Origin of the sequence: Pseudomonas sp. MYb13, from assembly GCF_002980075.1 — a bacterium.
Lineage (GTDB): Bacteria > Pseudomonadota > Gammaproteobacteria > Pseudomonadales > Pseudomonadaceae > Aquipseudomonas > Aquipseudomonas lurida.
Genome location: NZ_PCQI01000005.1, coordinates 167,671 through 192,936, shown reverse-complemented (window position 1 = coordinate 192,936; position 25,266 = coordinate 167,671). Strand labels below are relative to the sequence as shown.

At 61.6% G+C, this 25,266-nt stretch carries 23 protein-coding genes; 17 read left to right on the top strand and 6 right to left on the bottom strand.

Translation table 11 applies throughout. The features are described from left to right. Positions 1-172: 172 nt before the first annotated feature. Complete coding sequence (locus tag CQ002_RS12385) at positions 173-883, top strand: membrane integrity-associated transporter subunit PqiC (protein WP_034105740.1); 711 nt, start codon at positions 173-175, stop codon at positions 881-883. Positions 884-1,067: 184 nt separating this feature from the next. On the opposite strand, the gene CQ002_RS12380 is transcribed toward CQ002_RS12385, so the two are convergent. Further along, positions 1,068-2,570 (bottom strand): AhpA/YtjB family protein, encoded by a 1,503-nt coding sequence (locus CQ002_RS12380; RefSeq protein ID WP_034105738.1) that lies wholly within the window; start codon positions 2,568-2,570, stop codon positions 1,068-1,070. Positions 2,571-2,703: 133 nt separating this feature from the next. On the opposite strand from CQ002_RS12380, the gene serB reads away from it, so the two are divergent. After that, the gene (serB, locus tag CQ002_RS12375) at positions 2,704-3,918 is read left to right on the top strand and encodes a phosphoserine phosphatase SerB (RefSeq protein WP_034105736.1); all 1,215 of its coding nucleotides are present in this window, start codon (positions 2,704-2,706) and stop codon (positions 3,916-3,918) included. 61 nt (positions 3,919-3,979) lie between these two features. Here serB and asd read toward each other — a convergent pair whose 3' ends face one another. From asd to CQ002_RS12360, 3 genes are read right to left on the bottom strand one after another with little or no spacing between them, the layout of a single operon-like run. Beyond that, positions 3,980-4,840, bottom strand: a complete 861-nt coding sequence (asd, locus tag CQ002_RS12370) for an archaetidylserine decarboxylase (protein ID WP_034105734.1) — start codon at positions 4,838-4,840, stop codon at positions 3,980-3,982. A gap of 15 nt (positions 4,841-4,855) precedes the next feature. After that, entirely contained in the window at positions 4,856-5,671 is an 816-nt protein-coding gene (locus tag CQ002_RS12365) for a rhodanese-like domain-containing protein (protein WP_034105732.1), read from the bottom strand. Between the two features lie 57 nt (positions 5,672-5,728). Continuing rightward, the gene (locus CQ002_RS12360; protein ID WP_034105730.1) at positions 5,729-7,264 is read right to left on the bottom strand and encodes an HDOD domain-containing protein; all 1,536 of its coding nucleotides are present in this window, start codon (positions 7,262-7,264) and stop codon (positions 5,729-5,731) included. A gap of 166 nt (positions 7,265-7,430) precedes the next feature. Here CQ002_RS12360 and motA point away from each other — a divergent pair, with 166 nt between their 5' ends. Both motA and motB read left to right on the top strand, forming a co-directional pair. Then, positions 7,431-8,282 carry a flagellar motor stator protein MotA gene (gene motA / locus CQ002_RS12355; RefSeq protein WP_034105728.1) on the top strand — a complete coding sequence of 284 codons (852 nt, stop codon included), beginning with the start codon at positions 7,431-7,433 and terminating at the stop codon, positions 8,280-8,282. 3 nt (positions 8,283-8,285) lie between these two features. Beyond that, complete coding sequence (gene motB, locus CQ002_RS12350; RefSeq protein WP_034105726.1) at positions 8,286-9,305, top strand: flagellar motor protein MotB; 1,020 nt, start codon at positions 8,286-8,288, stop codon at positions 9,303-9,305. A 60-nt stretch (positions 9,306-9,365) separates the two neighbouring features. Here motB and rsgA read toward each other — a convergent pair whose 3' ends face one another. After that, entirely contained in the window at positions 9,366-10,397 is a 1,032-nt protein-coding gene (gene rsgA / locus CQ002_RS12345) for a small ribosomal subunit biogenesis GTPase RsgA (protein WP_105161563.1), read from the bottom strand. 108 nt (positions 10,398-10,505) lie between these two features. Here rsgA and orn point away from each other — a divergent pair, with 108 nt between their 5' ends. Both orn and CQ002_RS12335 read left to right on the top strand, forming a co-directional pair. Further along, positions 10,506-11,048, top strand: a complete 543-nt coding sequence (gene orn / locus CQ002_RS12340; protein WP_034105723.1) for an oligoribonuclease — start codon at positions 10,506-10,508, stop codon at positions 11,046-11,048. A 179-nt stretch (positions 11,049-11,227) separates the two neighbouring features. Beyond that, complete coding sequence (locus CQ002_RS12335) at positions 11,228-11,845, top strand: trimeric intracellular cation channel family protein (protein WP_174555870.1); 618 nt, start codon at positions 11,228-11,230, stop codon at positions 11,843-11,845. Here CQ002_RS12335 and queG read toward each other — a convergent pair. Beyond that, a complete protein-coding gene (gene queG / locus CQ002_RS12330) occupies positions 11,842-12,906 on the bottom strand; it encodes a tRNA epoxyqueuosine(34) reductase QueG (protein WP_034105718.1) in 1,065 nt (354 codons plus the stop codon). The two genes, CQ002_RS12335 and queG, sit on opposite strands and share 4 nt — an antisense overlap. 63 nt (positions 12,907-12,969) lie before the next feature. Between queG and CQ002_RS12325 the strand changes: the two genes are divergently transcribed. From CQ002_RS12325 to CQ002_RS12275, 11 genes are all read left to right on the top strand, one after another. Continuing rightward, a complete protein-coding gene (locus CQ002_RS12325; RefSeq protein ID WP_069021530.1) occupies positions 12,970-13,830 on the top strand; it encodes an NAD(P)H-hydrate dehydratase in 861 nt (286 codons plus the stop codon). Further along, entirely contained in the window at positions 13,818-14,288 is a 471-nt protein-coding gene (tsaE, locus tag CQ002_RS12320) for a tRNA (adenosine(37)-N6)-threonylcarbamoyltransferase complex ATPase subunit type 1 TsaE (protein ID WP_034105714.1), read from the top strand. The genes CQ002_RS12325 and tsaE overlap by 13 nt, the downstream gene beginning before the upstream one ends. A gap of 15 nt (positions 14,289-14,303) precedes the next feature. Then, entirely contained in the window at positions 14,304-15,725 is a 1,422-nt protein-coding gene (locus CQ002_RS12315; RefSeq protein WP_098465660.1) for an N-acetylmuramoyl-L-alanine amidase, read from the top strand. Further along, positions 15,725-17,641 carry a DNA mismatch repair endonuclease MutL gene (mutL, locus tag CQ002_RS12310; RefSeq protein ID WP_034105710.1) on the top strand — a complete coding sequence of 639 codons (1,917 nt, stop codon included), beginning with the start codon at positions 15,725-15,727 and terminating at the stop codon, positions 17,639-17,641. Before CQ002_RS12315 ends, mutL begins: the two co-directional genes overlap by 1 nt. After that, positions 17,641-18,612, top strand: a complete 972-nt coding sequence (gene miaA / locus CQ002_RS12305) for a tRNA (adenosine(37)-N6)-dimethylallyltransferase MiaA (RefSeq protein ID WP_098465662.1) — start codon at positions 17,641-17,643, stop codon at positions 18,610-18,612. The genes mutL and miaA overlap by 1 nt, the downstream gene beginning before the upstream one ends. A 94-nt stretch (positions 18,613-18,706) precedes the next feature. Next, on the top strand, positions 18,707-18,967 hold the full coding sequence (gene hfq, locus CQ002_RS12300) for an RNA chaperone Hfq (RefSeq protein ID WP_034105706.1): 261 nt from the start codon (positions 18,707-18,709) through the stop codon (positions 18,965-18,967). A 12-nt stretch (positions 18,968-18,979) separates the two neighbouring features. Then, positions 18,980-20,281 (top strand): ribosome rescue GTPase HflX, encoded by a 1,302-nt coding sequence (gene hflX / locus CQ002_RS12295; RefSeq protein ID WP_034105704.1) that lies wholly within the window; start codon positions 18,980-18,982, stop codon positions 20,279-20,281. 96 nt (positions 20,282-20,377) lie between these two features. Further along, the gene (hflK, locus tag CQ002_RS12290; RefSeq protein ID WP_028615515.1) at positions 20,378-21,553 is read left to right on the top strand and encodes an FtsH protease activity modulator HflK; all 1,176 of its coding nucleotides are present in this window, start codon (positions 20,378-20,380) and stop codon (positions 21,551-21,553) included. Then, positions 21,553-22,419: a protease modulator HflC gene (gene hflC, locus CQ002_RS12285; protein ID WP_010213607.1), complete on the top strand. Its 867-nt coding sequence runs from the start codon at positions 21,553-21,555 to the stop codon at positions 22,417-22,419. The genes hflK and hflC overlap by 1 nt, the downstream gene beginning before the upstream one ends. A 294-nt stretch (positions 22,420-22,713) precedes the next feature. Further along, positions 22,714-23,901, top strand: a complete 1,188-nt coding sequence (locus CQ002_RS12280) for an ATP phosphoribosyltransferase regulatory subunit (RefSeq protein WP_105161564.1) — start codon at positions 22,714-22,716, stop codon at positions 23,899-23,901. Between the two features lie 54 nt (positions 23,902-23,955). Further along, on the top strand, positions 23,956-25,245 hold the full coding sequence (locus tag CQ002_RS12275; RefSeq protein ID WP_034105699.1) for an adenylosuccinate synthase: 1,290 nt from the start codon (positions 23,956-23,958) through the stop codon (positions 25,243-25,245). The last annotated feature ends 21 nt before the right edge of the window (positions 25,246-25,266 follow it).

The following is a 25,266-nucleotide window of genomic DNA, read 5'->3' as shown; positions in this document are numbered from 1 at the left end:
CCTGGAGCCCTCGATCTACGATTTAACCCGTAGATCGACGCTTTGGCGCTGGAGTCATGGCGCATATTCACGGATGATATGGCCTTTCCAGCGCCGGCGTGGCCGAGCGTGTTTAGGTTATTTTTAAGTATTACATTGTGGTTCGCCTTGTGGCAGCCACCTGGATGGGATGATGACTGCTCCACGCCTTCCTTTTATTTTCATGCTCGCTGGCCTTTTGGGGCTGGCGGGTTGCAGCACACATCAGCCGGTGTCGCTGTACCAGCTGGACAGCGGAAGTCCGGCTCAGCCAGCACAGACCGCCGGCATGGCCGTCTTGTTGGGCCCGGTGGTCGTCGCAGACTACCTGCAACGCGAAACGCTGCTGCAACGTCAGAACGACGGCAGCCTGCAAGGTTCCACCGATGGTCGCTGGGCGGGCAGCTTGTCCTCTGACATCAACCAGTTGATGTTGCGGCAGGTGGCCGGCCAATTGGACAGCCAGCGCGTGGTGCTTGCGCCCGCACCTACCGGCTTCACCCCGGATGTGCAGGTTTTGCTGACCATTACCCGGCTCGACTCCGGGACCTCGCAGCCGGCGATCCTCGATGCGCAATGGCGCTTGATCGACCGTCGTGGCCAGGTTCGCGATAACCGTATCGTGCACCTGCAGGAGCAACACTCCGGCACCACCGCGTCCCAGGTCCAGGCCCAGGGCGTGTTGTTGCAGCATTTGGCGCAACAGTTGTCGGTGGCGCTCAAGCCATTGGCCAACCAGCCGCCGATTGCCGAGGCACCCCGCAAGCAGACCGCTCCGGCACAGGCCAAGCCGGCAGAGCCGCAGAAGCCGAAAATGCCGATGGCCACGCCGATCCGTACGGATATGGAAGTGTTCAGGTTCTAATCTGAATGGCAGACAAAAAAAGGCCCGCTTACTCAGCGGGCCTTTTGTTTGGCCATGCCTTGGGGCCTGGCACCTTTCCACTGTAGGAGGGGGCTTGCCCCCGATAGCGGTGGTTCAGTCAGCGATGTGCTAACTGATACTCCGCTATCGCGGGCGAGCCCGCTCCCAGATGGGTCGCGCCGTGTTATTTGGCGCGGGTCTCGTGCATCCGTGCCAACTGCCGTTCCAGCATCGATGGGTACGGTTCCATCAACCGTTCCACGCAACTGGCGCCCTCAGGGCTGGCAATCGGGCGGATCCGCGCGCGTTGGCGGATCAGCGTGTCTTCACTGATCTTGCGCTCGACCAGCAGCAGGTTGCGGCTGTGTTGGGACAAGGCGAGGGCATCCTGGGCGATCTCGGTGAGCAGCAGGTCGATCTGGCTCATGCCGAACAGATCGTCGCCGACCGTCAGGCCAAGCTGCAATTGCAGGGTGATGCCGCTGTCCGCCACTTCGATTTGCAATTCATGGCCCAGGGCGCGCAGCAACTCGCCGCAGCAGATAGCGTTGGTCAGGTAGTCTTCGCCGCTGTCTTCGCTGTGGAACAGCATCAGCGTGCTGCCATCGTTCAGGGTGTGCAGTTCGCTCTGGTACAGCGATGCGGCCTGGTCGAGGCAGTCACGGTAGCGTTCCAGCAACTCGGTCAGGCGCGCGCGCGGCAGGCGACGCAGTTGGTCCTGGGCACCCAATTGCACCGCCAGTACGGCGCTGTACTGGGGCTCGGCGCTCTTCACCGGGGCCGGTTTGGCGGCAACGGCCGGGGCGCTGGCCGAGGTGTCGCGCAGGTCGGCGAACGGGTCTTCGTCGTCCAGTTCGTCTTCTTCGGCCTTGAACGCCTGGCGGGTGGCCGGCTTCAGGCCCGCCACCGGAGCGTCTCGCACTTCAAACTCGGGCTCGTCGTCGTAGTCGGTGTCGTCGAACTCAGGCTCGGGTTCCACTTCGCGCACGACTGGTTCTGGGGCGAAGCTGGCGTGAAGCTGGCGCGCGAGGTCGCCAATTTCATCCTGGCGGTCCGTCGCCGGGGTGTGCTCGTCGATGTCCCGCAGCCAGATACGCAGTTGCATCAGTGGCGTGGAGATATGTCGGCCCAGGCGCAAGCTCAGGGCCAGGGCCAATGCCAGCAGGATCGCGCTGAGGATGCCCATGCTTTGCAGGCTGATGGTCATCGGCTGCTGGAATTGCTGCATATCGAGGCTGATACGCAGTTGGCCTGCCTTCACATCCTGAAACGTGATATTGCTCTGATAAAGCCCTTCGGCTTCACCCAGCAGGCCGTTTTTCGGGCGCTGCCCGGCCTCGGCCATGATCCGGTTGTCCACGCTGTAGATGGCGGCGTGGGCCACCAGCGGGTTCTTGGTCAGGTTGTTGAGCAGCACGTTGAGGCTGAGGATGTCGTTGGACACCAACAGCTCAGTCGCCGAGGTGGCGGTCTGGGTAGTCAGGCTCTCGCCCAGGGCGTCGGCTTGCTCGTGCATGGCCTGCTTGAACTGCAATCCCATCACGCAGGCGTAGATCACCAGGGCCAGGGCGACCAGGATCACGTTATGGCTGGCGATGCGTAATGCGATCGGTACACGGCGGTGGCGCAGTGCCCGGAAGATCAGCAGGAAGAAATTATCGGTTTTTACTGGCGTGGGCCGGTTCACTTGCGCTCGGCTCTTGGTCCGTGAAGTTGACGCGCAGTATAGCGACAGCCCTAGGACCGGCAAAGCGCTGGCTGTGCCCGATGGTCACTGAAAGTGGGTAGAATGCGGTTTTTTTCCAGCCTGGGGGTGCGCCTTGCGCGAAATTGTCCTGATTAACATCACTGGGGAAGACCGCCCAGGTCTTACCGCTGCCATTACCGGTGTTCTGGCCCAGGGTGGTGTGAACATTCTCGACATCGGCCAGGCGGTGATCCACGACACCCTGTCGTTCGGCATCCTGGTCGAGATCCCGAGCACTGAACAGGCGTCTTCGGTACTCAAGGACATCCTGTTTACGGCGTACAAGCTGGATCAACAAGTACGTTTCACCCCTGTGTCCGAAGAGGACTACCAGCATTGGGTGTCCGGGCAGGGCAAGAAACGCCACATCGTGACACTGCTGACCCGCAAGGTCACCGCCGAGCAGCTGCAGCGCGTCAGCTCCATCACCGCTCACTATGGCTTGAATATCGATCACATTGACCGCCTGTCGGGTCGTATGCCGCTGGACACGCCGGCCGATAAAGGCAAGGGCTGCATCGAGTTCTCCGTGCGCGGCGAACCGGCCGACCCGCAAGCCTTGCGTGCCGAGTTCCTCAGCGTGGCCCAGGAGCTGAACGTCGATATCGCCTTCCAGGAAGATTCGCTGTTCCGTCGTAACCGCCGCCTGGCGGTGTTCGACATGGATTCCACGCTGATCGAAGCCGAGGTCATCGATGAGTTGGCCAAGGCGGCGGGTGTCGGCGAGCAGGTTTCCGAAATTACCGAGCGTGCCATGGCCGGTGAGCTCGACTTCCGCGCCAGCTTCAAGGAGCGTCTGGCGTTGCTCAAGGGCCTGGACGTGAGTGTGCTGGACTCCATTGGCGCCTCCCTGCGCCTGACCGAAGGCGCCGAAACCCTGTTCGCCGAACTCAAGCGCCTGGGCTACAAGACGGCGATTCTGTCCGGCGGCTTCACTTACTTCGCCAAGCAATTGCAGGCCAAGCTGGGCATCGACTACGTGTTCGCCAACGAACTGGAAGTGGTAGATGGCAAGGTGACTGGCGTGGCGGTAGAGCCGATTGTCGATGCACAGCGCAAGGCGGATCTGCTGAAGGAGTTGGCGCACAAGGAAGGTTTGCGTCTGGAGCAAACCATCGCGGTCGGCGACGGTGCGAATGACCTGCCGATGCTGGCGATTGCCGGTTTGGGCGTGGCGTTTCGCGCCAAGCCGTTGGTGAAGCAGTCGGCCAAGCAGGCAATTTCGACACTGGGGTTGGACGGCGTGTTGTATCTGCTCGGCTTTCGCGATCGCGATGGGCAGCTGTAACTGACGAAATGCGCTAAAAAATGTGGGAGCGGGCAAGCCCGCTCCCACATTGGGTTCTGCGTCAGGCTTTTGGCAGTGCGATGCCCTGGCCCATCTGTACCGGCGAACCTGCCACCAGTTCTTCTGCCCACTTCACCTGGTCCGGCCCGAACAGCACGATCGCGGTCGAACCGAGCTTGAAGCGACCCAGCTCGGCACCCTTTTCCAGGTGGATCGGCGCACGTGCGGCTTCGTCGTAGCGGACCGTTTTCAGTTCGCGCTTCGGCGGCGTCACCAGCCCGGCCCACACGGTTTCAATCGAAGCCACGATCATCGCGCCTACCAACACAACGGCCATTGGGCCGCGTTCGGTGTCAAACAGGCAGACAACACGCTCGTTACGCGCGAACAGCTCCGGCACGTTTTCAGCCGTGGTCTGGTTGACCGAGAAAATCCGGCCCGGCACGTACACCATCTCCCGCAGGGTGCCCGCCAGCGGCATGTGCACGCGGTGGTAGTCCTTTGGCGACAGGTAAATGGTGGCGAAATCGCCGCCCATGAACGGCGCGGCTACGGCCGCATCGCCCCCCAGCAGTTCCAGCACGCTGAAGCTGTGCCCCTTGGCCTGGAATACACGGCCGTGCTCGATCGGGCCAAGCTGGCTGACCGCGCCATCGGCTGGGCTCAATACTGCGCCGGGGGTTGGATCCAGCGGGCGAGCGCCGTCTTTCAATGCGCGGGTGAAGAAGGCGTTGAAGTGCTCGTAAGCGGTCACGTCTTCAACCAGGGCCTGGGACATGTCCACTTGATAGCGCTTGGCGAACCAGGTGGTGAAGGCATTCTTGAACCAGCGCACGCGGCACTCCGCAATGCAGCCGGCCAGGCGCGACAGCAAGTGGTGGGGCAGCAAGTACTGGCTGAGTATAAACAACTGCTTTTTCATAACTGTCCTTAAACCTTAAATCTCGACGGGGGTGTCGGGGTGGTTGCCCCATTCGCCCCAGGAACCGGCATAACCTTTGACTCGCGGATAACCGAGCGCCTTGGCCACCAGGTAGGTGAAGCCAGAGCGGTGATGAGTCTGGCAGTGAGTGATGATTTCTTTGTCTTTGGTCAGCCCGAGGTCTTCGAGGATCTGCGGCATGTCACGACGGATGCGCAGGTGGCGCGCCTTGTCCATGCCGGCCGTCCATTCGAAGTTCACCGCGCCGGGAATATGTCCGCCTTTGGCCGCGAGCACTTTTTCGCCGGAATACTCCAGCGGCCCGCGTGCGTCCCAGATGCCCAGGTCGGCCGCACCGAGGCGGCTTTGCAGGTATTCGCGGGTAGCGGTGGGGCCGTCGTGCAGGGTGAGGCTGACCGGGCCGCCGACGGGCGCGGGCACGTCGGTGGCGACGGGGTGTTTTTCTCCCAGCCAGGCCAGCAGTCCACCGTCAAGGTAGTGGTATTTCTGGTGGCCGATCACGTCGAGTATCCAGATAAAGCGCCCGGCCCAGCCGCCGCCTTCGTCGTCATAGACCACGTAGGTCGCATCCGGGGTGTGGCCCAGTTCGCCGAACAGTTTTTCCAGGTCGGCCTTGCTGGGCAGCAGGCCGGGAGCCGGTGGCTGGCCCAGTTGGGTGCGCTTGGGGTCAACGAAGTGCGCGCCGGGGATATGCCCTTCGGCGTAGCGGGCGGCACTGGTGAGGTCCACCAGGATCAGGTGTTCGGCATCAAGGCGGCCGACCAGGTCGCTGGATTCGATCACCAGCGGCAAGCCAGAGAAGTCAGGCATGTGAGGTCTCCTGGGCACAAATGTTGGTGATAAAAGAGGGCGATTGTAGCGCAAGCATCAGGCGCTGCGGTTGGTAAAGCTGTGCAGGGCTTTCTCGATGCATTGGGCCGTTTTGCCGAAGGCTTGCACGGTCGTTTCCGAGAACGGCCCGCCGCCCTGGTCCGCCACCATCAGCATCACCACCTTGCCATTGCAACTCAGGGAACGCAGTAGCAAGTGTTCGCCGGTGAACAGGCGGCGCAGGACCGGTGGCAGCAGCGCCGAGAACTGGGCGTGGTTGTCCGGCGTAAGGCGCACCTGGGCCGACTTCTCCAGCAGGCGCTGCAGCAATGTGCTGTTGACCACGTCCAGGCTCAGGTTGGCGGCGTCCTTCGGCAGGCCATCGACCTGGTGCACTCGCAAGGTGCTCAGCGCCCGATCGGCCATCAACAGCATGACCCGCTGCATGCCGCTGGCGACCAGGGCCTCCTTGGCGCAGGTGGTCAGGTGCATGGCGTTGGCAAAGCGGCTCGGCTCCACCAGCAGTTCGGTGCAGCGCTTGCGCCACACGGCCAGGGCCTCGGCGGTAGGCGGCGGCGCTGGCAGCAGGCCGCGATGAATTTTTTGTACGTGCCACGGCCAGATCAGCGACAGCGCCGGGTGCCAGAGGTCCGGCATCAGGGTGGTGCGGGCGCTGGTGACGGCTTGCTGGTGGGCCTGTTGCTGCACCTCGCCCAGGGGCTGTTGCAGGTAGAGCGCTGTAAGGCGCTGCCAGCGTTCGGTGTGCGGGCAGGTCCAGGACTCCTGGGCCGACATCGCTAGGCCGTTGGCCAGCAATACGGTATTGGCCGGCTGGTTGAGCCAGCGGCGCAGGTTGGGTTCGGCGTCGAGCAATTGCTGGTGACGCAGTGGGTCGTCTTCGCGGCCGATATGCAGAGCCTTGACCAGCAGGCGCTGCTCGCTCAGCAGCAGCTTGTAGCCCTGGGATACCCAGATCGGCAGGTGCCAGGCCTCGGTCAGGCCAACGCACAGGTCCAGCAGGCGTATGCCGAACAGTTCCTGCTCGACCTCGCGGGCTGATTGACCTTTGTGGATTACCCGCAGCTCCCATTCTTCCAGGAGCTTGGGGTAGGCGACCGCCATCGGCCACAGCGGCGACAGAAACAGCAGGCTGCCCCAGTGGATGTCCTGCCACAGGCGCGCCAGGCGGCTGCCGAACAAACCGTTGGCTTGCTGCGAAGCGTGCTGGCTGACGAGCAACAGCTGGCGCAACGCCACCGGTATTTCATTGGCCGGCACCGAGGGCAGGCGCGCCAGCAGTTCCTCGGCGCGCTTGAGGCCCAGGCGGTTGAGCGCCACTTCGAGGTTTTCCGCCGGTTCTGCCAGGCTGCCATGGGTGTGGCTGTTGGCCTCACGCATGACACTGAGCACGAGGGCCGGGCTGTTTTGCATCAGCTCGGCAATATCTCGCAACGAACTGCGGTTATCGCGGATGCCTTTGCACACACGGTCGTGGCTGGCCTGGGGGACAGGCAGCAGTACATCGTCCAGGCGCTTGATCCAAGCGGCGAGAGAGTTGGGTTTTGCAGTTGGGACTGTCGTTTCATTAGCCATGATTGGGGCGCGATCATCACTTGCGGTCTACACGCCCGGAGCGGGCCGAACTGGCTTTTCGCCTTAACGGCCTATAGTCTGGCGCAGTTTTGCCGATAAGTAGAACAAGAGTTTTCTGCTACACCCAATATGTCCATGAACCCGACGGCGCAAGTACTCATCTCCTATGGCTAAAATTATCGGCATCATCGTCGTCTTCGCAAGCGTGCTCGGCGGGTACGTCCTGTCCCACGGTAAAATTGCTGCGCTGATCCAGCCTTTCGAGGTGATGATTATCGGCGGTGCGGCACTGGGTGCATTCCTGCAAGCGAACCCCGGCTACATGACCATGCACGTGATCAAGAAGTCGTTGAGCATGTTCGGTTCGCGCTTCACCCACACCTTCTACCTGGAGGTGCTGGGCCTGGTCTACGAGATCCTCAACAAGAGCCGCCGCGAAGGCATGATGGCCATCGAGGCCGACATCGAAGACGCTGCGGCCAGCCCGATTTTCGCCAAGTACCCGGCCGTGCTCAAAGATGAGCGCATGACCGCCTATATCTGTGACTACCTGCGCATCATGTCCTCCGGCAACATGGCCCCCCACGAGCTGGAAGGCCTGTTCGACATGGAGTTGTTCAGCCTCAAAGAAGAGCTGGAGCACCCGTCCCACGCCGTGACCGGCATCGCTGACGGTATGCCGGGTTTCGGTATCGTCGCGGCGGTACTGGGTATCGTGGTGACCATGGCGTCCCTGGGTGAGGGCGACCAGGCCGCGATCGGTATGCACGTTGGCGCGGCACTGGTGGGTACCTTCTTCGGTATTCTCGCGGCCTATGGTTTCTTTGGCCCGCTGGCCACCTCCCTGGCCCATGACGCCAAGGAAGAAATCAACCTGTACGAGTCGATCAAGGCCAGTCTGGTAGCCTCCGCGTCCGGCATGCCGCCGTCGCTGGCGGTGGAATTCGGTCGCAAAGTGCTGTACCCCAAGCACCGCCCTAGCTTCGCCGAGCTGGAACAAGCGGTCCGTGGTCGCTAAGCCATGGAAAACAACCAGCCGATAATCATCAAGCGCGTCAAGCGCTTCGCTGCGGGGCACCATGGTGGCGCCTGGAAAATCGCCTTCGCTGACTTTGCGACGGCGATGATGGCGTTCTTCCTGGTGCTGTGGCTGATGTCCACCGCCACGCCCGAACAGAAGATCGCCATCGCCGGCTACTTCAAAGACCCGATTGGCTTTTCGGAGAGCGGTACGCCTTTTGTGATCGACCTGGGTGGCTCGCCGCAATTGGCGCCTGAGCGCACCATCAACCCGGAAGTCAAAACCGAGGCGCCCCAGGAGAAAATCCCGATCGAGCGCGATACCGTCGAGGCCATGGCTGACCAGGTCGAGCAGGAGCGCCTGGAGCTGTTGCTGCAAGAGTTGCAGACCAAGGTCGAGGAAAACCCGCAGCTGTTGAAGTTCAAGGACCAGATTTCGTTCGAGATTACCCCGGACGGCTTGCGCATCCAGATCACTGACGCGGCCAACCGGCCGATGTTCGACTCCGGCAGTGCGCGCCTCAAGCCCTACTTCGAAGACATCCTGCTGGCCATGGCCGACACCATCAAGGCGGTGCCGAACAAGATCAGCATCAGCGGCCACACCGATGCCAAGCCGTATGCGGGGCAGGGCGACTTCGGCAACTGGGAGCTCTCGGCCAACCGTGCCAACGCGGCACGTCGTGCGCTGGTGGCCGGCAGCTACCCGGACCCGCAAGTGGCGCGCGTGGTGGGGTTTGCGTCGTCGCAGCTGTTTGACCACAAGGATCCGTTCAACCCGATCAACCGCCGCATCGATATCGTGGTGCTGACCAAAAAGGCCCAGCGTGCGATCGAAGGTGACCAGCCGCCTGCGCCGCAGCCCACTCCGGGGGCAGGCGCGCCGGGTGAAGTACCGGCCGATCCGAACGCTATCCCGCCAGGACAGGAACCGTTGCCGGCGCATGAACTGCGCCAGAAGCTGAACCTGTTTGATGACGGTGGGGTGAAAGATCCTACGGTGCCTGGTACAGGATCGTAGACACCCAGGGACTTCGTGGTGAGTGGGTTTGCCCACTCACCACACTATTGTCTACGCGACTCAATAACTGCTTTCGGGCAAGCTCGCGATAATCGACCGATAGCTGTTCATCCGCTGCTGCTGCACGCGGCCGTCTTCCAGCGCCTTGAGTAATGCACAGCCCGGCTCGCGGTCGTGTTTGCAGTCGCGGAAGCGGCAGGTGCCGATCAGGTCGTTGAATTCGATAAAGCCCGCTTCCACATCGCTGCGGCTGACGTGACCGAGGCCGAATTCGCGAATGCCTGGGGAGTCGATCAACTCACCGCCACCTGGGAAGTGGAACAGTCGCGCGGTGGTGGTGGTGTGGGTACCCTGGCCGGACAGCTCCGACAGCGGGCCCACGCGAGTGTCGACTTCCGGCAGCAGGCTGTTGACCAGCGACGATTTACCCACGCCCGACTGGCCGACGAACACACTGATGCGCCCGTCCAACTGCTGTTGCAGCTGTTCCATGCCATTGCCGTGATGTGCCGACACTTCCAGCACCGGGTAACCAAGGGTGCGATACACCGCCAGCAAGGCATTGAGCGCCGGGGCGTTCTTTTCGTCGATCAGGTCGAATTTGTTCAACAGTAGCAACGGACGGATGCCGGCATGCTCGGCCGCCACCAGGTAGCGGTCGATCAGGTTGGCATGGGGCTCAGGCAGTGGCGCGAAGACGATGACGATCATGTCGACGTTGGCTGCCACCGGCTTGAGCTGGCCGCGGCTGTCGGGGCGGCGCAGTTCGGTGGTGCGCGGCAGTTGGGCGACGATGACGCCGATGCCCTGGTTGCCGGCACGCCATACCACTTTGTCGCCAGTGACCAGCGCAGGCAGATTGGCGCGCAAGTGGCAACGGGACACCGAACCTGCAAGTTCGCCTTCCAGTGCCTCGACTTCGACCTGCACACCAAAGTGCGCGATCACCAGGCCCGTTTGTTCGGGCCCCAGGTCGCCGCCCTCAAGTGCTTCCACTGCGGAGGATTCACGTTTGGCGGCGCGCGCGGCGCGTTCACCTTGAATCTTTTCGATGCGCCAGTTTTGGCGACGGTTGAGCTGGCGTTTGGCCATTGGTGTTCCGTGTCGATAATGCAAAGGTTAGGTAAAACGGTCGCGAGTCTAGCACGGCCCTGCCTGCTAAACTGCGCAGCTAAGCCAAGGTGCCAAGAGAATCAAGCCATGCAAAACCCACAGAACCTGATTTGGATCGATCTGGAAATGACCGGTCTGAACCCCGACACCGACGTCATCATCGAGATGGCGACCATTGTCACCGACAGCAACCTCAACACCTTGGCCGAAGGTCCGGTGATCGCCATCCACCACAGCGACGCCGTGCTCGCCACCATGGACGAGTGGAACACCCGCACCCACGGCAACTCCGGCCTGACCCAGCGTGTACGCGACAGTCGCATCAGCATGGCCGAGGCCGAAGCGCAAACCATCGCCTTCCTGGAAAAATGGGTGCCCAAGGGCAAGTCGCCGATCTGCGGCAACAGCATCTGCCAGGACCGTCGTTTCCTTTATACGCACATGAAGGCGTTGGAGAGCTATTTCCACTACCGCAACCTGGATGTGTCCACGCTCAAGGAGTTGGCCGCACGCTGGGCGCCGGAAGTGAAGGACAGCTTCCACAAAGGCAGCACGCACCTGGCGCTGGATGATATTCGCGAGTCGATCGCCGAGTTGCAGCATTACCGCAAGCATTTCATCAAGGCCTGAAGGTGTAGCGCCTGGTCCGGCGCTTTCGCGAGCAAGCCCGCTCCCACTTGCGTCATGACAGCGCGGTCAAGTGTGGGCGCCGGCGGGCTCGCGAAGGGGCGACTTGGTCTTTCGCCAAGCGCCCCCTTTTGGTGCCATCAGCAAATGATTAGACTGCCGGCCTCTTTGCAAGGATCGCCATCATGTTGCTGATGCTCTACCTCATCGCCATCACTGCCGAAGCCATGACCGGCGCGCTGTCCGCCGGCCGGCGTGGCATGGATTGGTTTGGTGTAGTGCTGATCGCCTGTGTGACAGCGTTGGGCGGTGGTTCGGTGCGCGACGTCCTGCTGGGGCATTACCCGCTGACTTGGGTCAAGCACCCGGAATACCTGGTGCTGACCTCCGTCGCGGCGCTGGTGACGATCTTCATCGCCCCGTTGATGCGCCACCTGCGCTCGCTGTTCCTGGCGCTGGACGCCGTGGGCCTGGTGGCGTTCACCCTGATCGGCTGCATGACCGCCCTTGAGATGGGCCACGGTATGCTGGTGGCCTCGGTCAGTGGCGTGATCACGGGGGTCTTCGGCGGGATCCTGCGGGACATTTTCTGCAACGACATCCCACTGATCTTCCGCCGTGAGCTGTACGCCAGCGTGTCGTTCCTCGCTGCCTGGTTCTACATGCTGTGCCTTTATCTGGAGTTGCCCAGCGAGCAGGCGATCCTGCTGACCCTGTTCAGTGGCTTCCTACTGCGCCTGTTGGCGATCCGTTTTCACTGGGAAATGCCCAAGTTCGTCTATAACGACGACGTGCACTAGCGTGTAGCGTGCTGGTTGAGTGCCCATTCCACATGCTCGCGCACCAGCTCGGACGGGTAATCCCGGCGTGCCTTCAAGGCTTCCAGCACGGGAATGCTTGACGGCGCGTTGCCCAGGCCTACCGCGAGGTTGCGCAGCCAGCGCTCATAGCCGGCGCGGCGCAGGGGCGAGCCTTCGGTGCTGCTGAGGAATGTATCCTCGTCCCACATAAACAGCTCGGCCAGTTCGGCGTTATCCAGGTTGTGGCGTGGCTTGAAATCACTTTCGGCGGTGGCGCGCGCGAAACGATTCCACGGGCAAACGATCTGACAGTCATCGCAGCCGAACACGCGGTTGCCGATCAATGGGCGCAGGTCTTCGGGGATGGCGGTCTTGAGCTCGATGGTCAGGTAGGAAATGCAGCGGCGGGCGTCCAGTACGTAAGGGCCGACGAAGGCATTGGTGGGGCAGATGTCCAGGCACGCAGTGCAGCGTCCGCAATGTTCGGTGCTGTGGGGCGCGTCGATCGGCAGCGGTAAGTCGACAAACAGTTCGCTCAGGAAGAAGTAACTGCCGGCCTTGCGATTGAGTACCAGGGTGTTTTTACCGATCCAGCCCAGCCCGGCTTTTTCGGCAATGGCTTTTTCCAGCACTGGCGCGCTGTCGACGAAGGCACGGAAACCGAATGGGCCGATCTGCGCTTGAATGCGGTCAGCCAATTGCTGCACGCGCTTGCGGATCAGCTTGTGGTAGTCGCGGCCCAAGGCGTAGCGCGAAATATAGGCTTTTTCCGGCTTGGCCAGCAGTTGCGCCATTTGCGTGTCGCCGGGCAGGTAATCCATGCGCAGCGAGACCACGCGCAATGTGCCTGGCACCAGCTCATCGGGATGGGAGCGTTTGCTGCCATGGGCGCCCATGTATTCCATCTCGCCGTGGTAGCCCGCGTCGAGCCAGCGTTGCAGGTGCTGTTCATGCTCGGCCAGGTCCAGGCCGCTGATGCCGACTTGTTGAAAGCCCAGTTCGCGGCCCCAGTCTTTGATCGATTGGGCGAGGGCGGGCAGATCGGTGGTGATGGCAGGCATGAGACAAGGGAAACCGCAGGTTAGATAGGTATAATTCTGCCAGACATCGGAGCTTGAAGACGCATGCCGCAGACAAAACACGCAATAACCGACGTACAGCCCCTGTTGCACGGCCATTTGCCGCAACTGGCCGCACGTTCCCCGGACGCCCATAAAGGCCAGTTCGGCCACCTGCTGGTCATCGGTGGTGACCGTGGCTTCGGCGGCGCAGCCCTGCTGAGCGCCGAAAGCGCCTTGCGCAGTGGTGCTGGCATGGTTTCCCTGGCGACGCGCCTGGAGCATGTGCCTGCTGCCCTGGCTCGCCTGCCGGAAGTCATGACTGTCGGCGTCAGCTCGGCCAATCAGCTGATGGGGCTGCTGGAAAAGATCTCGGTCATTGTGATCGGGCCCGGGCTCGGTGACGCGTCCTGGGGCAAAAGCCTGCTTTCTGTGGCCGCCAACGCCGGCCTGCCGCAGGTATGGGACGCCGACGCCTTGAATCAACTCGCCACCGGCAGCGTCAGTTTGCCGGCCGACTGCGTGATCACCCCGCATCCGGGTGAGGCGGCGCGCCTGTTGGGTATTTCGACAGCCGAAGTTCAGGCCGATCGGCTTAAGGTAGCGCGCGCGTTGAGCCACAAATTCAACGCAGTGGCTATCCTCAAGGGTGCTGGCAGTTTGATTGCCAGCCCGGACGGTCGTGTTTCGCGATGTGACCAGGGCCATCCGGCCATGGCGACGGCTGGACTGGGTGATGTACTCGCCGGCCTGGTTGGCGCGCTGATGGCCCAGGGTATGCCGGCCTATGAGGCAAGCTGCCTGGCCGTGTGGTTGCACGCCACTGCCGGGGATCGCCAGGGCACCTTTGGTCGCGGGCTGGCGGCGAGCGACCTGATACCCGCCATTCGTCAATTGCTGGAGGAACAGTCGCCGTGTCTGAAGTAATCCTTTTCCTGGCCGATGAAGAGTCCATGGTCAGCTTCGGCCAGCGCATTGCCCAGGTCACCGCCGGGGCAGGGTTGATCTTCCTGGAAGGCGACCTGGGGGCAGGCAAGACCACGCTGTCTCGAGGCATCATTCGCGGATTGGGCCACACCGGGGCGGTAAAAAGTCCGACGTTTACGTTGGTAGAACCCTATGAAATCGGCGGCGTGCGAGCGTTCCATTTCGACCTCTATCGCCTGGTGGACCCCGAAGAGCTGGAATACATGGGTATCCGGGATTACTTCGATGAAGAGGTGTTGTGCCTGATCGAGTGGCCAGATAAAGGCACAGGCTTTTTGCCAAAGCCGGACCTGACCATTACCATTACGCCGCATGAGCACGGACGTCAGCTGAAGTTGTTGCCCCAGAGCGCGCGTGGCCAGTCGTGGTGCGCCGCTTTGGCATTGGAATTCAAATAATTGGTGGGGTTAGGTATGCGCTTTCGCGCGTTGGTTGCTGTCGTGGGGGTGTTGCTTGCGGCAATGACTGTCAATGCTCTGGCTGCTTCACAGGTGAAAAGTGTTCGCCTGTGGCGAGCGCCGGATAACACGCGACTGGTGTTCGACCTGTCTGGCCCGGTCCAGCACAGCGTCTTTACCCTGACGGCACCTGATCGCCTGGTGATCGACATCAATGGCGCGACCTTGGCCGCGCCGTTGAAAGTCTCCACCGCCAATACCCCGATTACCGCCATGCGCTCGGCCCAGCGTACGCCGACCGATCTGCGCGTGGTGATCGACCTGAAAAAGGTCGTGACCCCGAAAAGCTTCTCCCTGGCGCCAAACGCCCAGTACGGCAACCGGCTGGTGGTCGACCTGTTCGATAACGCCGCCGATGCCGCGCCGCCGCCTGCGCCAACCCCGAGCGTGGCAACGGTGCCTGCGGTGCCGGTCAACCCATCGCAACCGCAGGTCAAGCTGCCACCTCCGCCACCGGCCCCGGCCGGCAAGCGCGACATCATCGTGGTGATCGACGCCGGTCACGGTGGCGAGGACCCGGGGGCTTCGGGTTCGCGCGGCCAGCATGAAAAAGACGTGGTACTGGCCATCGCTCGCGAATTGCAGCGCCAGGTCAATGGGATGAAAGGCTACCGTGCCGAGCTGACCCGTACCGGCGACTATTTCATTCCCTTGCGCGGCCGTACCGAGATCGCTCGCAAGAAAGGCGCCGACCTGTTTGTGTCGATCCACGCCGACGCCGCGCCTTCGGCCGCTGCCTTCGGCGCCTCGGTGTTCGCCTTGTCGGATCGCGGTGCTACGTCCGAGACCGCGCGTTGGCTGGCCGACAGTGAAAACCGGTCCGACTTGATCGGTGGGGCCGGCAACGTGTCCCTCGATGACAAAGACAAAATGCTCGCCGGCGTATTGCTCGACCTGTCGATGACGGCCTCGCTGACCTCCAGCCTGAACGTGGGCCAGAAGGTCCTGAGCAACATCGGCCGGGTCACCTCATTGCACAAGCAGCGGGTGGAGCAGGCCGGGTTCATGGTGCTGAAATCGCCGGATATCCCATCGATCCTGGTGGAAACCGGGTTCATCTCCAACGCCAACGAAGCTTCGAAGCTGGCCAGCGCCAGCCACCAGCAGGCGCTGGCGCGGTCCATCAGTGCCGGTGTTCGCCAGTTCTTCCAGCAGAACCCACCGCCTGGCACCTACATCGCCTGGCTGCGTGACTCGGGGAAAATCGCCCAGGGCCCGCGTGACCATCGTGTGCAACCGGGTGACACCCTGGCCATGCTGGCGGTGCGTTTCCAGGTGTCGGCCGCTACATTGCGCAGCGCGAATAACCTGAAGACGGATGAACTGAAAGTCGGCCAGGTGTTGACCATCCCTGGTACTGAATTGGCGGCGCAGTAATGAGTGAATCACTGCTGAACAGCGGATCCCGCATCGAGCTGCTGAGCCCTCGCCTTGCCAACCAGATTGCGGCGGGCGAGGTGGTCGAGCGCCCGGCATCGGTGATCAAGGAACTGCTGGAGAACAGCATCGACTCCGGTGCCAAACGCATCGATGTCGATGTGGAGCAGGGCGGCGTCAAGCTGTTGCGCGTGCGTGACGACGGCAGCGGCATTTCCTCGGATGATCTGCCGCTGGCCCTCGCGCGTCACGCCACCAGCAAGATTCGCGACCTGGAAGACCTTGAGCGGGTGATGAGCCTGGGCTTTCGCGGTGAGGCCCTGGCCTCCATCAGCTCCGTGGCGCGCCTGACCCTGACGTCCCGTACCCGCAGCGCCGAGCAGGCCTGGCAAGTAGAAACCGAGGGTCGCGACATGGCGCCTCGGGTCCAGCCGGCGGCACATCCCGTCGGTACGTCGGTGGAAGTGCGCGACCTGTTCTTCAACACCCCGGCGCGGCGCAAATTCCTCAAGGCCGAAAAGACCGAATTCGATCACCTTCAAGAAGTCATCAAGCGCCTGGCGTTGGCCCGCTTCGACGTGGCTTTCCACCTGCGCCACAACGGCAAGACCATTCTCAGCCTGCATGAAGCCAATGATGATGCCGCGCGTGCTCGCCGTGTGTCGGCAATTTGCGGCGCGGGCTTCCTGGAGCAGGCGCTGCCGATTGAAATCGAACGCAATGGCCTGCGGCTGTGGGGGTGGGTGGGGTTGCCGACCTTTTCCCGTAGCCAGGCTGACTTGCAGTATTTCTTCGTCAATGGCCGTGCGGTGCGCGATAAGCTGGTGGCTCACGCGGTGCGCCAGGCGTATCGCGATGTGCTGTTCAACGGGCGCCACCCGACGTTTGTGCTGTTCTTCGAGGTCGACCCGTCGGTGGTAGACGTCAACGTGCACCCCACCAAGCACGAAGTGCGCTTCCGTGATGGGCGCATGGTGCATGACTTCCTCTATGGCACCTTGCACCGCACCTTGGGCGATGTGCGTCCGGATGATCAGTTATCTGCACCGATTGTGACGGCGGTGGTTCGGCCAAGCGGCCCGGAAGCCGGCGAGTTCGGCCCTCAGGGCGAAATGAGCCTGGCGGCCAACCTGCTGCAATCGCCGCAGCCGCAGCCTTCGTACACCGCGCCGAATTCGGGCTCCGGTTCCGGTTATCAGTACTCATACACCCCGCGCCCGCAGTCGGCGGTGCCTGTGGCCGAGGCCCAGGCTGCGTATCGCGAATTTTTTGCACCGCTGCCGGGGGCCGAGTCGGGTGCACCTGTCGCCTTGCCCGAAGGCGGGGGGGATATTCCGCCACTGGGTTACGCGTTGGCGCAGCTCAAGGGCATCTACATCCTGGCGGAAAACGCCCATGGCCTGGTGCTGGTGGACATGCACGCCGCCCATGAGCGGATCATGTACGAGCGCCTCAAGATTGCCATGGCCAGTGAAGGCCTCAGCGGCCAGCCGCTGCTGGTGCCGGAGTCCCTGGCAGTGAGCCAGCGTGAGGCCGACTGTGCCGAAGAACACCACAGTGTGTTCCAGAAGCTGGGCTTCGAACTGCAGCGCCTGGGCCCGGAAACCCTGGCCATCCGCCAGATTCCCGCGCTGCTCAAGCAGGCCGAGGCCAACCGGCTGGTGGCCGACGTGCTGGCGGACCTGATGGAATACGGCACCAGTGACCGTATCCAGGCCCACATCAACGAACTGCTCGGCACCATGGCCTGCCACGGCGCCATCCGCGCCAATCGCCGCCTGGCCCTGCCGGAAATGAACGGCTTGCTGCGCGACATGGAGAACACCGAGCGCAGCGGGCAATGCAACCATGGCCGACCGACCTGGACCCAGATGGGCCTGGACGATCTGGACAAACTGTTCCTGCGCGGCCGTTGATGAGTGCCTTGCCCCCTGCGATCTTCCTGATGGGCCCCACGGCCGCCGGCAAGACCGACCTCGCCATCGAGCTGACCAAGGTATTGCCATGCGAGCTGATCAGTGTCGACTCTGCCCTGGTTTACCGGGACATGGACATCGGCACCGCCAAGCCTTCGAAAGAGCTACTGGCCCAATATCCGCACCGTTTGATCGACATCATCGACCCGGCGCAGAGCTACTCGGCAGCAGATTTCCGTGCCGATGCCCTGGCCGCCATGGCCGACATCACCGCACGGGGCAATATTCCGCTGCTGGTGGGCGGCACGATGCTCTATTACAAGGCTTTGCAGGAAGGCCTGGCGGACATGCCGCCGGCCGACGCCCAGGTGCGCGCCGAGCTTGAGGAAGAGGCTGCACGCCTTGGCTGGCAAGCCCTGCACGACCAGTTGGCGGCGGTAGACCCGGTATCCGCCGCGCGCATTCACCCCAATGACCCCCAGCGGCTCACTCGCGCCCTGGAAGTCTGGCGCGTAAGTGGGCAGACCATGACTGAACATCGGCTGAAACAAAGTGCGCAAAGTGCTGACGCAGGCGCATCTGGACAGTCACAATTGCCCTATACTGTGGCGAATCTGGCCATCGCTCCGGCAAGCCGCCAGGTGCTGCATGAACGAATTGCACAAAGATTCACAATTATGTTGGAACAGGGGTTTGTGGACGAGGTCGTAGCTCTGCGTTCCAGAGGTGACCTGCATCCAGGGTTACCTTCGATACGTGCTGTAGGCTATCGCCAAGTCTGGGATCATCTGGATGGCAAGCTGACGTCAGCCGAAATGCAGGAGCGCGGCATCATTGCCACGCGCCAATTGGCGAAACGCCAGTTCACCTGGTTGCGCAGCTGGAGCGATTTGCACTGGCTGGACAGCCTGGACAGCGACAATCTGTCACGCGCCTTGAAATACTTGGGAACGGTCTCCATATTGAGCTGAGTCCTTGCAATTGCCGTCTATCCTTGGGGGTGTGACGGCCATAAGCTATCTATTTTCCGATTTTTTATTATTGATCCTTAAAGGAGTGCGGCACATGTCAAAAGGGCATTCGCTACAAGACCCTTACTTGAATACTTTACGTAAAGAGAAAGTGGGGGTTTCCATCTACCTGGTCAACGGTATCAAGCTGCAAGGCACGATCGAGTCGTTCGACCAGTTCGTGATCCTGCTGAAAAACACCGTCAGCCAGATGGTCTACAAGCACGCTATCTCGACAGTCGTTCCAGTTCGTCCAATCCGTCTGCCTAGCGCAGCGGGTGATGATGTAGCTGACGCTGAGCCAGGTAACGCCTGATAGGAGTCTCCTTTGTTCTTTGAGCGCCACGGTGGTGGTGAGCGAGTGATCCTCGTTCACTTGGATGGACAGGACCCTGAGGCGCGCGAAGATCCGCAGGAGTTTCAGGAGTTGGCAAATTCGGCCGGCGCCGAGACCGTTGCGTTTTTTAACGTACCGCGTCATCGGCCAACCGCCAAATTCCTGATTGGCAGCGGCAAGGTCGAGGAACTGCGCGACCTGGTCCACGCCGAAGAAGCCGATCTGGTGATCTTCAATCACGTCCTCACGCCCAGTCAGGAACGTAACCTCGAACGTGTTTTCGAGTGTCGCGTGATCGACCGTACCGGTCTGATTCTCGATATTTTCGCCCAGCGCGCCCGTACCCATGAAGGCAAGCTCCAGGTCGAACTGGCCCAGCTTGACCACATGAGCACGCGCCTGGTCCGCGGCTGGACTCACCTTGAACGCCAGGGTGGCGGTATCGGCATGCGTGGCCCGGGTGAAACCCAGCTCGAAACCGACCGACGTCTGCTGCGGGTTCGCCTGCGCCAGATCAAGGGTCGCCTCGAGAAAGTCCGCAGCCAGCGCGAGCAATCGCGTCGAGGCCGTTCACGTGCGGATATCCCTACCGTGTCCCTGGTGGGCTATACCAACGCCGGCAAATCCACACTCTTCAACAACGTGACGAAATCGGACGTGTACGCGGCCGATCAGCTGTTCGCCACCCTCGACCCGACCCTGCGCCGCCTGGACCTGAACGACCTGGGTCCAATTGTCCTGGCCGATACAGTGGGTTTCATTCGGCACTTGCCGCACAAGCTGGTCGAGGCATTTCGGTCTACGCTCGAAGAGTCGAGCAATTCCGACCTGCTGTTGCATGTGATCGATGCGGCAGAACCGGATCGCATGCTGCAGATTGAGCAGGTGATGCTGGTGCTGGGCGAGATTGGCGCCCAGGACTTGCCGATCCTCGAGGTCTATAACAAACTCGATCTGCTTGAAGGCGTAGAGCCACAAATACAGCGCGATGAGAACGGCAAGCCCCAGCGGGTCTGGCTGTCGGCGCGTGATGGCAGTGGTCTTGAGTTGCTTGAACAAGCCATTGCCGAGTTGCTTGGCAGCGATTTGTTCGTCGGCACCTTGCGATTGCCCCAGCGTTTTGCTCGACTGCGTGCACAGTTTTTCGAGTTGGGCGCGGTACAGAAAGAAGAACATGACGAAGAAGGTGTCAGCTTGCTGGCCGTTCGATTGCCGCGCTCGGAGCTGAATCGGCTGGTTAGCCGTGAAGGCGTTGTACCGACAGAGTTCATCGAACAACACACTTTGCAATAAAAGCCTCCTAAAGCGGTTGTGCCGCAGTGGCAGGCATTCTGTAGCATTGGTCGGCGCGCCGTGGGTGCGTCTTTGCTTTATCAGATGGAGAGCGCTATGGCTTGGAATGAGCCGGGTGGCAACTCGAATAATCAGGATCCTTGGGGTGGTAAACGCCGCAATAATGGCGACCGCAAGGGGCCACCAGATCTCGACGAGGCCTTCCGAAAGCTGCAGGAAAGCCTGAATGGGTTGTTCGGTGGTGGAAAAAAACGTGGTGGTGACGACGGCGGTCGCACAAGCAAGGGCGGTGGCTATGGCCTGCTGGGCCTGGGTCTTGTCGTGCTGGCGGCCGTATGGCTGTACAGCGCCGTTTACGTGGTGGACGAGCAGGAGCAGGCCGTGGTGCTGCGCTTCGGCAAGTACTACGAAACCGTAGGCCCGGGCTTGAACATCTATTTCCCGCCGATCGACAAGAAGTACATGGAAAACGTCACGCGTGAGCGTGCCTACACCAAGCAGGGCCAGATGCTGACCGAAGACGAGAACATCGTCGAAGTGCCGCTGACCGTGCAGTACAAGATCAGCAACCTGCAGGACTTCGTGTTGAACGTCGACCAGCCGGAAATCAGCCTGCAACACGCTACTGAAAGTGCCCTGCGCCATGTCGTCGGTTCTACCGCGATGGACCAGGTGCTGACCGAAGGTCGTGAGTTGATGGCCAGCGAGATCAAGGAGCGCCTGCAGCGGTTCCTCGATACCTACCGCACCGGTATCACCGTCACCCAGGTGAACGTACAGAGCGCTGCCGCACCGCGTGAAGTACAGGAAGCCTTCGACGACGTGATCCGTGCCCGTGAAGACGAGCAGCGTTCGCGCAACCAGGCTGAAACCTACGCCAACGGCGTCGTGCCGGAAGCCCGTGGTCAGGCCCAGCGCATCCTCGAGGATGCTAACGGTTACCGCGACGAAGTGGTCTCGCGCGCCAAGGGTGAGGCAGATCGCTTTACCAAGCTGGTCGCCGAGTACCGCAAGGCGCCGGAAGTCACGCGTGAGCGTCTGTACCTGGACACCATGCAGGAAGTCTTCAGCAACACCAGCAAGGTTCTCGTGACTGGCAGCAAAGGTGGGCAGAACAACCTGCTGTACCTGCCGCTGGACAAGATGATCGAAGGTGGTCGTAGCAGCACCAGCGCACCGTCCACCGGTTCCAATGCCGCTGCCAACGAAGCGAGCGCCCGCGCGGCCGCTGACTTGCTGCAACAGCAAACACGTACCAGGGAGAGTCGTTGATGAGCAATAAATCGCTGACCGCCCTGATTGTGGGCGTCGTCGTGGTCATCGCTGCCTGGAACTGCTTCTACATCGTGGCTCAGACCGAGCGCGCGGTGCTGCTGCAATTCGGTCGTGTGGTCCAGGCGGATGTCCAGCCGGGCCTGCATGTGAAAGTCCCCTACGTCAACCAGGTGCGCAAGTTCGACGCCCGCCTGATGACCCTGGATGCACCGACACAGCGCTTCCTGACCCTGGAAAAGAAAGCCGTGATGGTTGACGCCTACGCCAAGTGGCGCGTCAAGGATGCCGAGCGCTTCTACACTGCGACCTCCGGCCTCAAGCAGATTGCTGACGAGCGCTTATCGCGCCGTCTGGAATCGGGCCTGCGTGACCAGTTTGGTAAGCGCACCCTGCACGAGGTGGTATCCGGTGAGCGTGACGCGCTGATGGCTGACATCACGCGTTCGCTGAACACGATGGCGGAGAAAGAGCTGGGCATCGAAGTGGTCGATGTTCGGGTCAAGGCCATCGACCTGCCGAAAGAAGTGAACCGCAGCGTGTTCGAGCGCATGAGCACCGAGCGTGAGCGTGAAGCCCGTGAGCACCGTGCCAAGGGTAACGAGTTGGCTGAAGGTATCCGTGCGGATGCCGACCGTCAGCGCCGTGTATTGCTGGCCGAAGCCTATCGCGAGTCTGAAGAGGCCCGTGGTGATGGCGACGCTCAAGCCGCGGCGATCTACGCCAAGGCCTACGGTCAGGACCAGGAGTTCTACGCGTTCTACCGCAGCCTGCGTGCCTACCGTGAAAGCTTCGCGAACAAAACCGACGTCATGGTGCTGGACCCAAGCAGCGACTTCTTCCGCTATCTGGAAAAGTCCAAGTAACCAGCCTGTGATTCTGTAGGTGTCACTCCCGTCGGGCGGCTAAAACGCCTGGCGGGGTGATCCTTTCGGAAAACGGGTGTATGATGCGGCAGCCGGGAAATTCCCGGCTTTTTTGCGTCTGCATGTTTGATTCGGCAGACGTGACAGGTTTTTCGAGGAAAGTGCCCGACGAGGCCGTTTGCAGGCCGTTCGTCACGTCGCTCTTGCGCGTGGTTTATGCAGGGGGCGGGTATTTTCTGCTTCACTCAAGGCTCGGCCGAGGGCTGGCCGCCCGGATCAAAGGGGAATGGCGTAATGGCAACGGTAGACCGCTGGCTGCTGCCAGATGGCATCGAAGAAGTACTGCCACCAGAAGCTGCGCGCATTGAAGTAGCGCGTCGCCAGGTGTTGGATCTGTTCCAGAGCTGGGGTTACGAGTTTGTCGTGACCCCTCATATCGAGTACCTGGAATCCCTGCTGACCGGCGCGGGCCAGGACCTGGATCTGCGCACCTTCAAGGTCATCGACCCGCAATCGGGCCGGCAAATGGGTTTCCGTGCCGACATCACGCCGCAAGTGGCGCGCATCGATGCGCACACCCTGCGCCGCGAAGGTCCTAGCCGCCTGTGCTACGCCGGCAGCGTGCTGCATGCACAGCCGCGTGCGTTGTCGTCATCCCGTAGCCCGATCCAGTTGGGCGCCGAGTTGTACGGCGATGCCAGCCCGAGCAGTGACGTCGAAGTGATCAGCTTGATGCTGGCCATGCTGCAACTGGCCGATGTGCCAGATGTCCACATGGACCTGGGTCACGTCGGTATCTACCGTGGCCTGGCCCGTGCGGCCGGTTTGTCCGGTGAAGTGGAGCAGCAGTTGTTCGATGCCCTGCAACGCAAGGCCATTGACGAAGTCATCGCCCTGACCGCTGGCGTGCCCGCCGATCTGGCCGACATGCTGCGTGCGCTGGTGAGCCTGTGTGGCGGTCGCGAAGTGCTGGTCGCTGCCCGTGAGCGCCTGGCCAATGCGCCGGCGCCGGTGCTGGCCGCACTGGACGACGTGCTGGCGATTGCCGAACAGTTGTCGGCGCGCTTCCCGGAGTTGCCGTTGTACTTTGACCTGGGTGAGTTGCGTGGCTACCACTACCACACCGGTGTGGTATTTGCCGTGTTTGTACCGGGTGTTGGCCAAGCCATCGCCCAAGGCGGTCGTTATGACGATATCGGCGCCGACTTCGGTCGTGCGCGTCCGGCCACCGGCTTTTCCACCGATTTGAAAACCCTGGTGACCCTGGGGCGTGCTGAGGTCGAGCTACCGTCTGGTGGCATCTGGATGCCCGACAGTACGGACGCAGCACTCTGGCAGCAGGTTTGCCAGTTGCGCAGTGAGGGTCAGCGTGTTGTCCAGGCCTTGCCCGGACAACCATTGGCCGCCGCCCGTGAAGCGGACTGCGACCAACAATTGATTCTGCAGAACGGGCTTTGGCAAGTATCGCCACTGGCTTCTTGAGTTTTCCTGCCGGCCATCGCCGGCACCAAGTTTGCGCGAATGAGGACAAGTGTTATGGGTAAGAATGTCGTAGTCCTGGGCACCCAATGGGGTGATGAGGGCAAAGGCAAGATCGTTGATCTGCTGACCGAACATGCTGCCGCCGTAGTGCGCTACCAAGGTGGCCACAACGCTGGCCACACCCTGGTCATCGATGGCGAAAAAACCGTCTTGCACCTGATCCCGTCGGGTGTGCTGCGCGAAGGCGTGCAGTGCCTGATCGGCAACGGCGTCGTAGTTGCACCTGATGCCCTGCTGCGCGAGATCACCAAGCTGGAAGAGAAAGGCGTACCCGTGCGTGAGCGCCTGCGTATCAGCCCGTCCTGCCCGCTGATCCTGTCCTTCCACGTTGCGCTGGACCAGGCCCGTGAAAAGGCGCGTGGCGAGCTGAAGATCGGTACGACCGGTCGCGGCATCGGCCCTGCCTACGAAGACAAGGTTGCACGCCGTGGCCTGCGTGTCGGCGACCTGCTCAACATGCCGCGCTTTGAAGACAAGCTGCGTGAACTGGTGGACTACCACAACTTCATGCTGGTGGGTTACTACAAAGAGCCAGCCATCGAGTTCGAAAAGACCCTGGCCGAGTGCAAGGAATACGCTGAGCTGCTCAAGCCGCTGATGCTGGATGTGACTGCCGAGCTGCACGACCTGCGTCGCGCCGGCAAAGACATCATGTTCGAAGGCGCCCAAGGTTCGCTGCTGGACATCGACCACGGCACTTACCCGTACGTGACCAGCTCCAACACCACCGCGGGTGGTGTTGCGACCGGTTCGGGTGTCGGCCCGATGTTCCTGGACTACATCCTGGGCATCACCAAGGCTTACACCACCCGCGTTGGCTCGGGTCCGTTCCCGACTGAGCTGTTCGATGACGTCGGTGCACACCTGGCCAAGCAAGGTCACGAGTTCGGCGCAACCACCGGCCGTGCTCGTCGTTGTGGCTGGTTCGACGCGGTCATCCTGCGTCGTGCTATCGATGTGAACAGCATCTCGGGTATCTGCCTGACCAAGCTGGACGTACTCGACGGTCTGGAAACCATCAACATCTGCATCGGCTACAAAGACGCAGAAGGCCAGGACGTTGCCCCAACGGACGCAGACAGCTACGTGGGCCTGCAGCCTGTGTACGAAGAAGTGCCGGGCTGGACCGAATCGACCGTGGGCGCCAAGACCCTGGAAGAGCTGCCGGCCAACGCCCGTGCCTACATCAAGCGTGTTGAAGAGCTGATCGGTGCGCCGATTGACATTATTTCGACAGGTCCGGACCGCAACGAAACCATCGTTCTGCGTCATCCGTTCGCTTAATAAGCTGTTGATGTAAAAAGC

Coding starts and splice junctions, on each gene's coding strand:
- CQ002_RS12360 (WP_034105730.1), bottom strand. CDS start 7,264: ATGGCTAATGAAACGACAGTCCCAACTGCAAAACCCAACTCTCTCGCC.
- orn (WP_034105723.1), top strand. CDS start 10,506: ATGCAAAACCCACAGAACCTGATTTGGATCGATCTGGAAATGACCGGT.
- CQ002_RS12385 (WP_034105740.1), top strand. CDS start 173: ATGACTGCTCCACGCCTTCCTTTTATTTTCATGCTCGCTGGCCTTTTG.
- motB (WP_034105726.1), top strand. CDS start 8,286: ATGGAAAACAACCAGCCGATAATCATCAAGCGCGTCAAGCGCTTCGCT.
- mutL (WP_034105710.1), top strand. CDS start 15,725: ATGAGTGAATCACTGCTGAACAGCGGATCCCGCATCGAGCTGCTGAGC.
- hflK (WP_028615515.1), top strand. CDS start 20,378: ATGGCTTGGAATGAGCCGGGTGGCAACTCGAATAATCAGGATCCTTGG.
- CQ002_RS12275 (WP_034105699.1), top strand. CDS start 23,956: ATGGGTAAGAATGTCGTAGTCCTGGGCACCCAATGGGGTGATGAGGGC.
- rsgA (WP_105161563.1), bottom strand. CDS start 10,397: ATGGCCAAACGCCAGCTCAACCGTCGCCAAAACTGGCGCATCGAAAAG.
- hflC (WP_010213607.1), top strand. CDS start 21,553: ATGAGCAATAAATCGCTGACCGCCCTGATTGTGGGCGTCGTCGTGGTC.
- motA (WP_034105728.1), top strand. CDS start 7,431: ATGGCTAAAATTATCGGCATCATCGTCGTCTTCGCAAGCGTGCTCGGC.
- CQ002_RS12280 (WP_105161564.1), top strand. CDS start 22,714: ATGGCAACGGTAGACCGCTGGCTGCTGCCAGATGGCATCGAAGAAGTA.
- asd (WP_034105734.1), bottom strand. CDS start 4,840: ATGAAAAAGCAGTTGTTTATACTCAGCCAGTACTTGCTGCCCCACCAC.
- CQ002_RS12365 (WP_034105732.1), bottom strand. CDS start 5,671: ATGCCTGACTTCTCTGGCTTGCCGCTGGTGATCGAATCCAGCGACCTG.
- hfq (WP_034105706.1), top strand. CDS start 18,707: ATGTCAAAAGGGCATTCGCTACAAGACCCTTACTTGAATACTTTACGT.
- CQ002_RS12325 (WP_069021530.1), top strand. CDS start 12,970: ATGCCGCAGACAAAACACGCAATAACCGACGTACAGCCCCTGTTGCAC.
- miaA (WP_098465662.1), top strand. CDS start 17,641: ATGAGTGCCTTGCCCCCTGCGATCTTCCTGATGGGCCCCACGGCCGCC.
- CQ002_RS12315 (WP_098465660.1), top strand. CDS start 14,304: ATGCGCTTTCGCGCGTTGGTTGCTGTCGTGGGGGTGTTGCTTGCGGCA.
- queG (WP_034105718.1), bottom strand. CDS start 12,906: ATGCCTGCCATCACCACCGATCTGCCCGCCCTCGCCCAATCGATCAAA.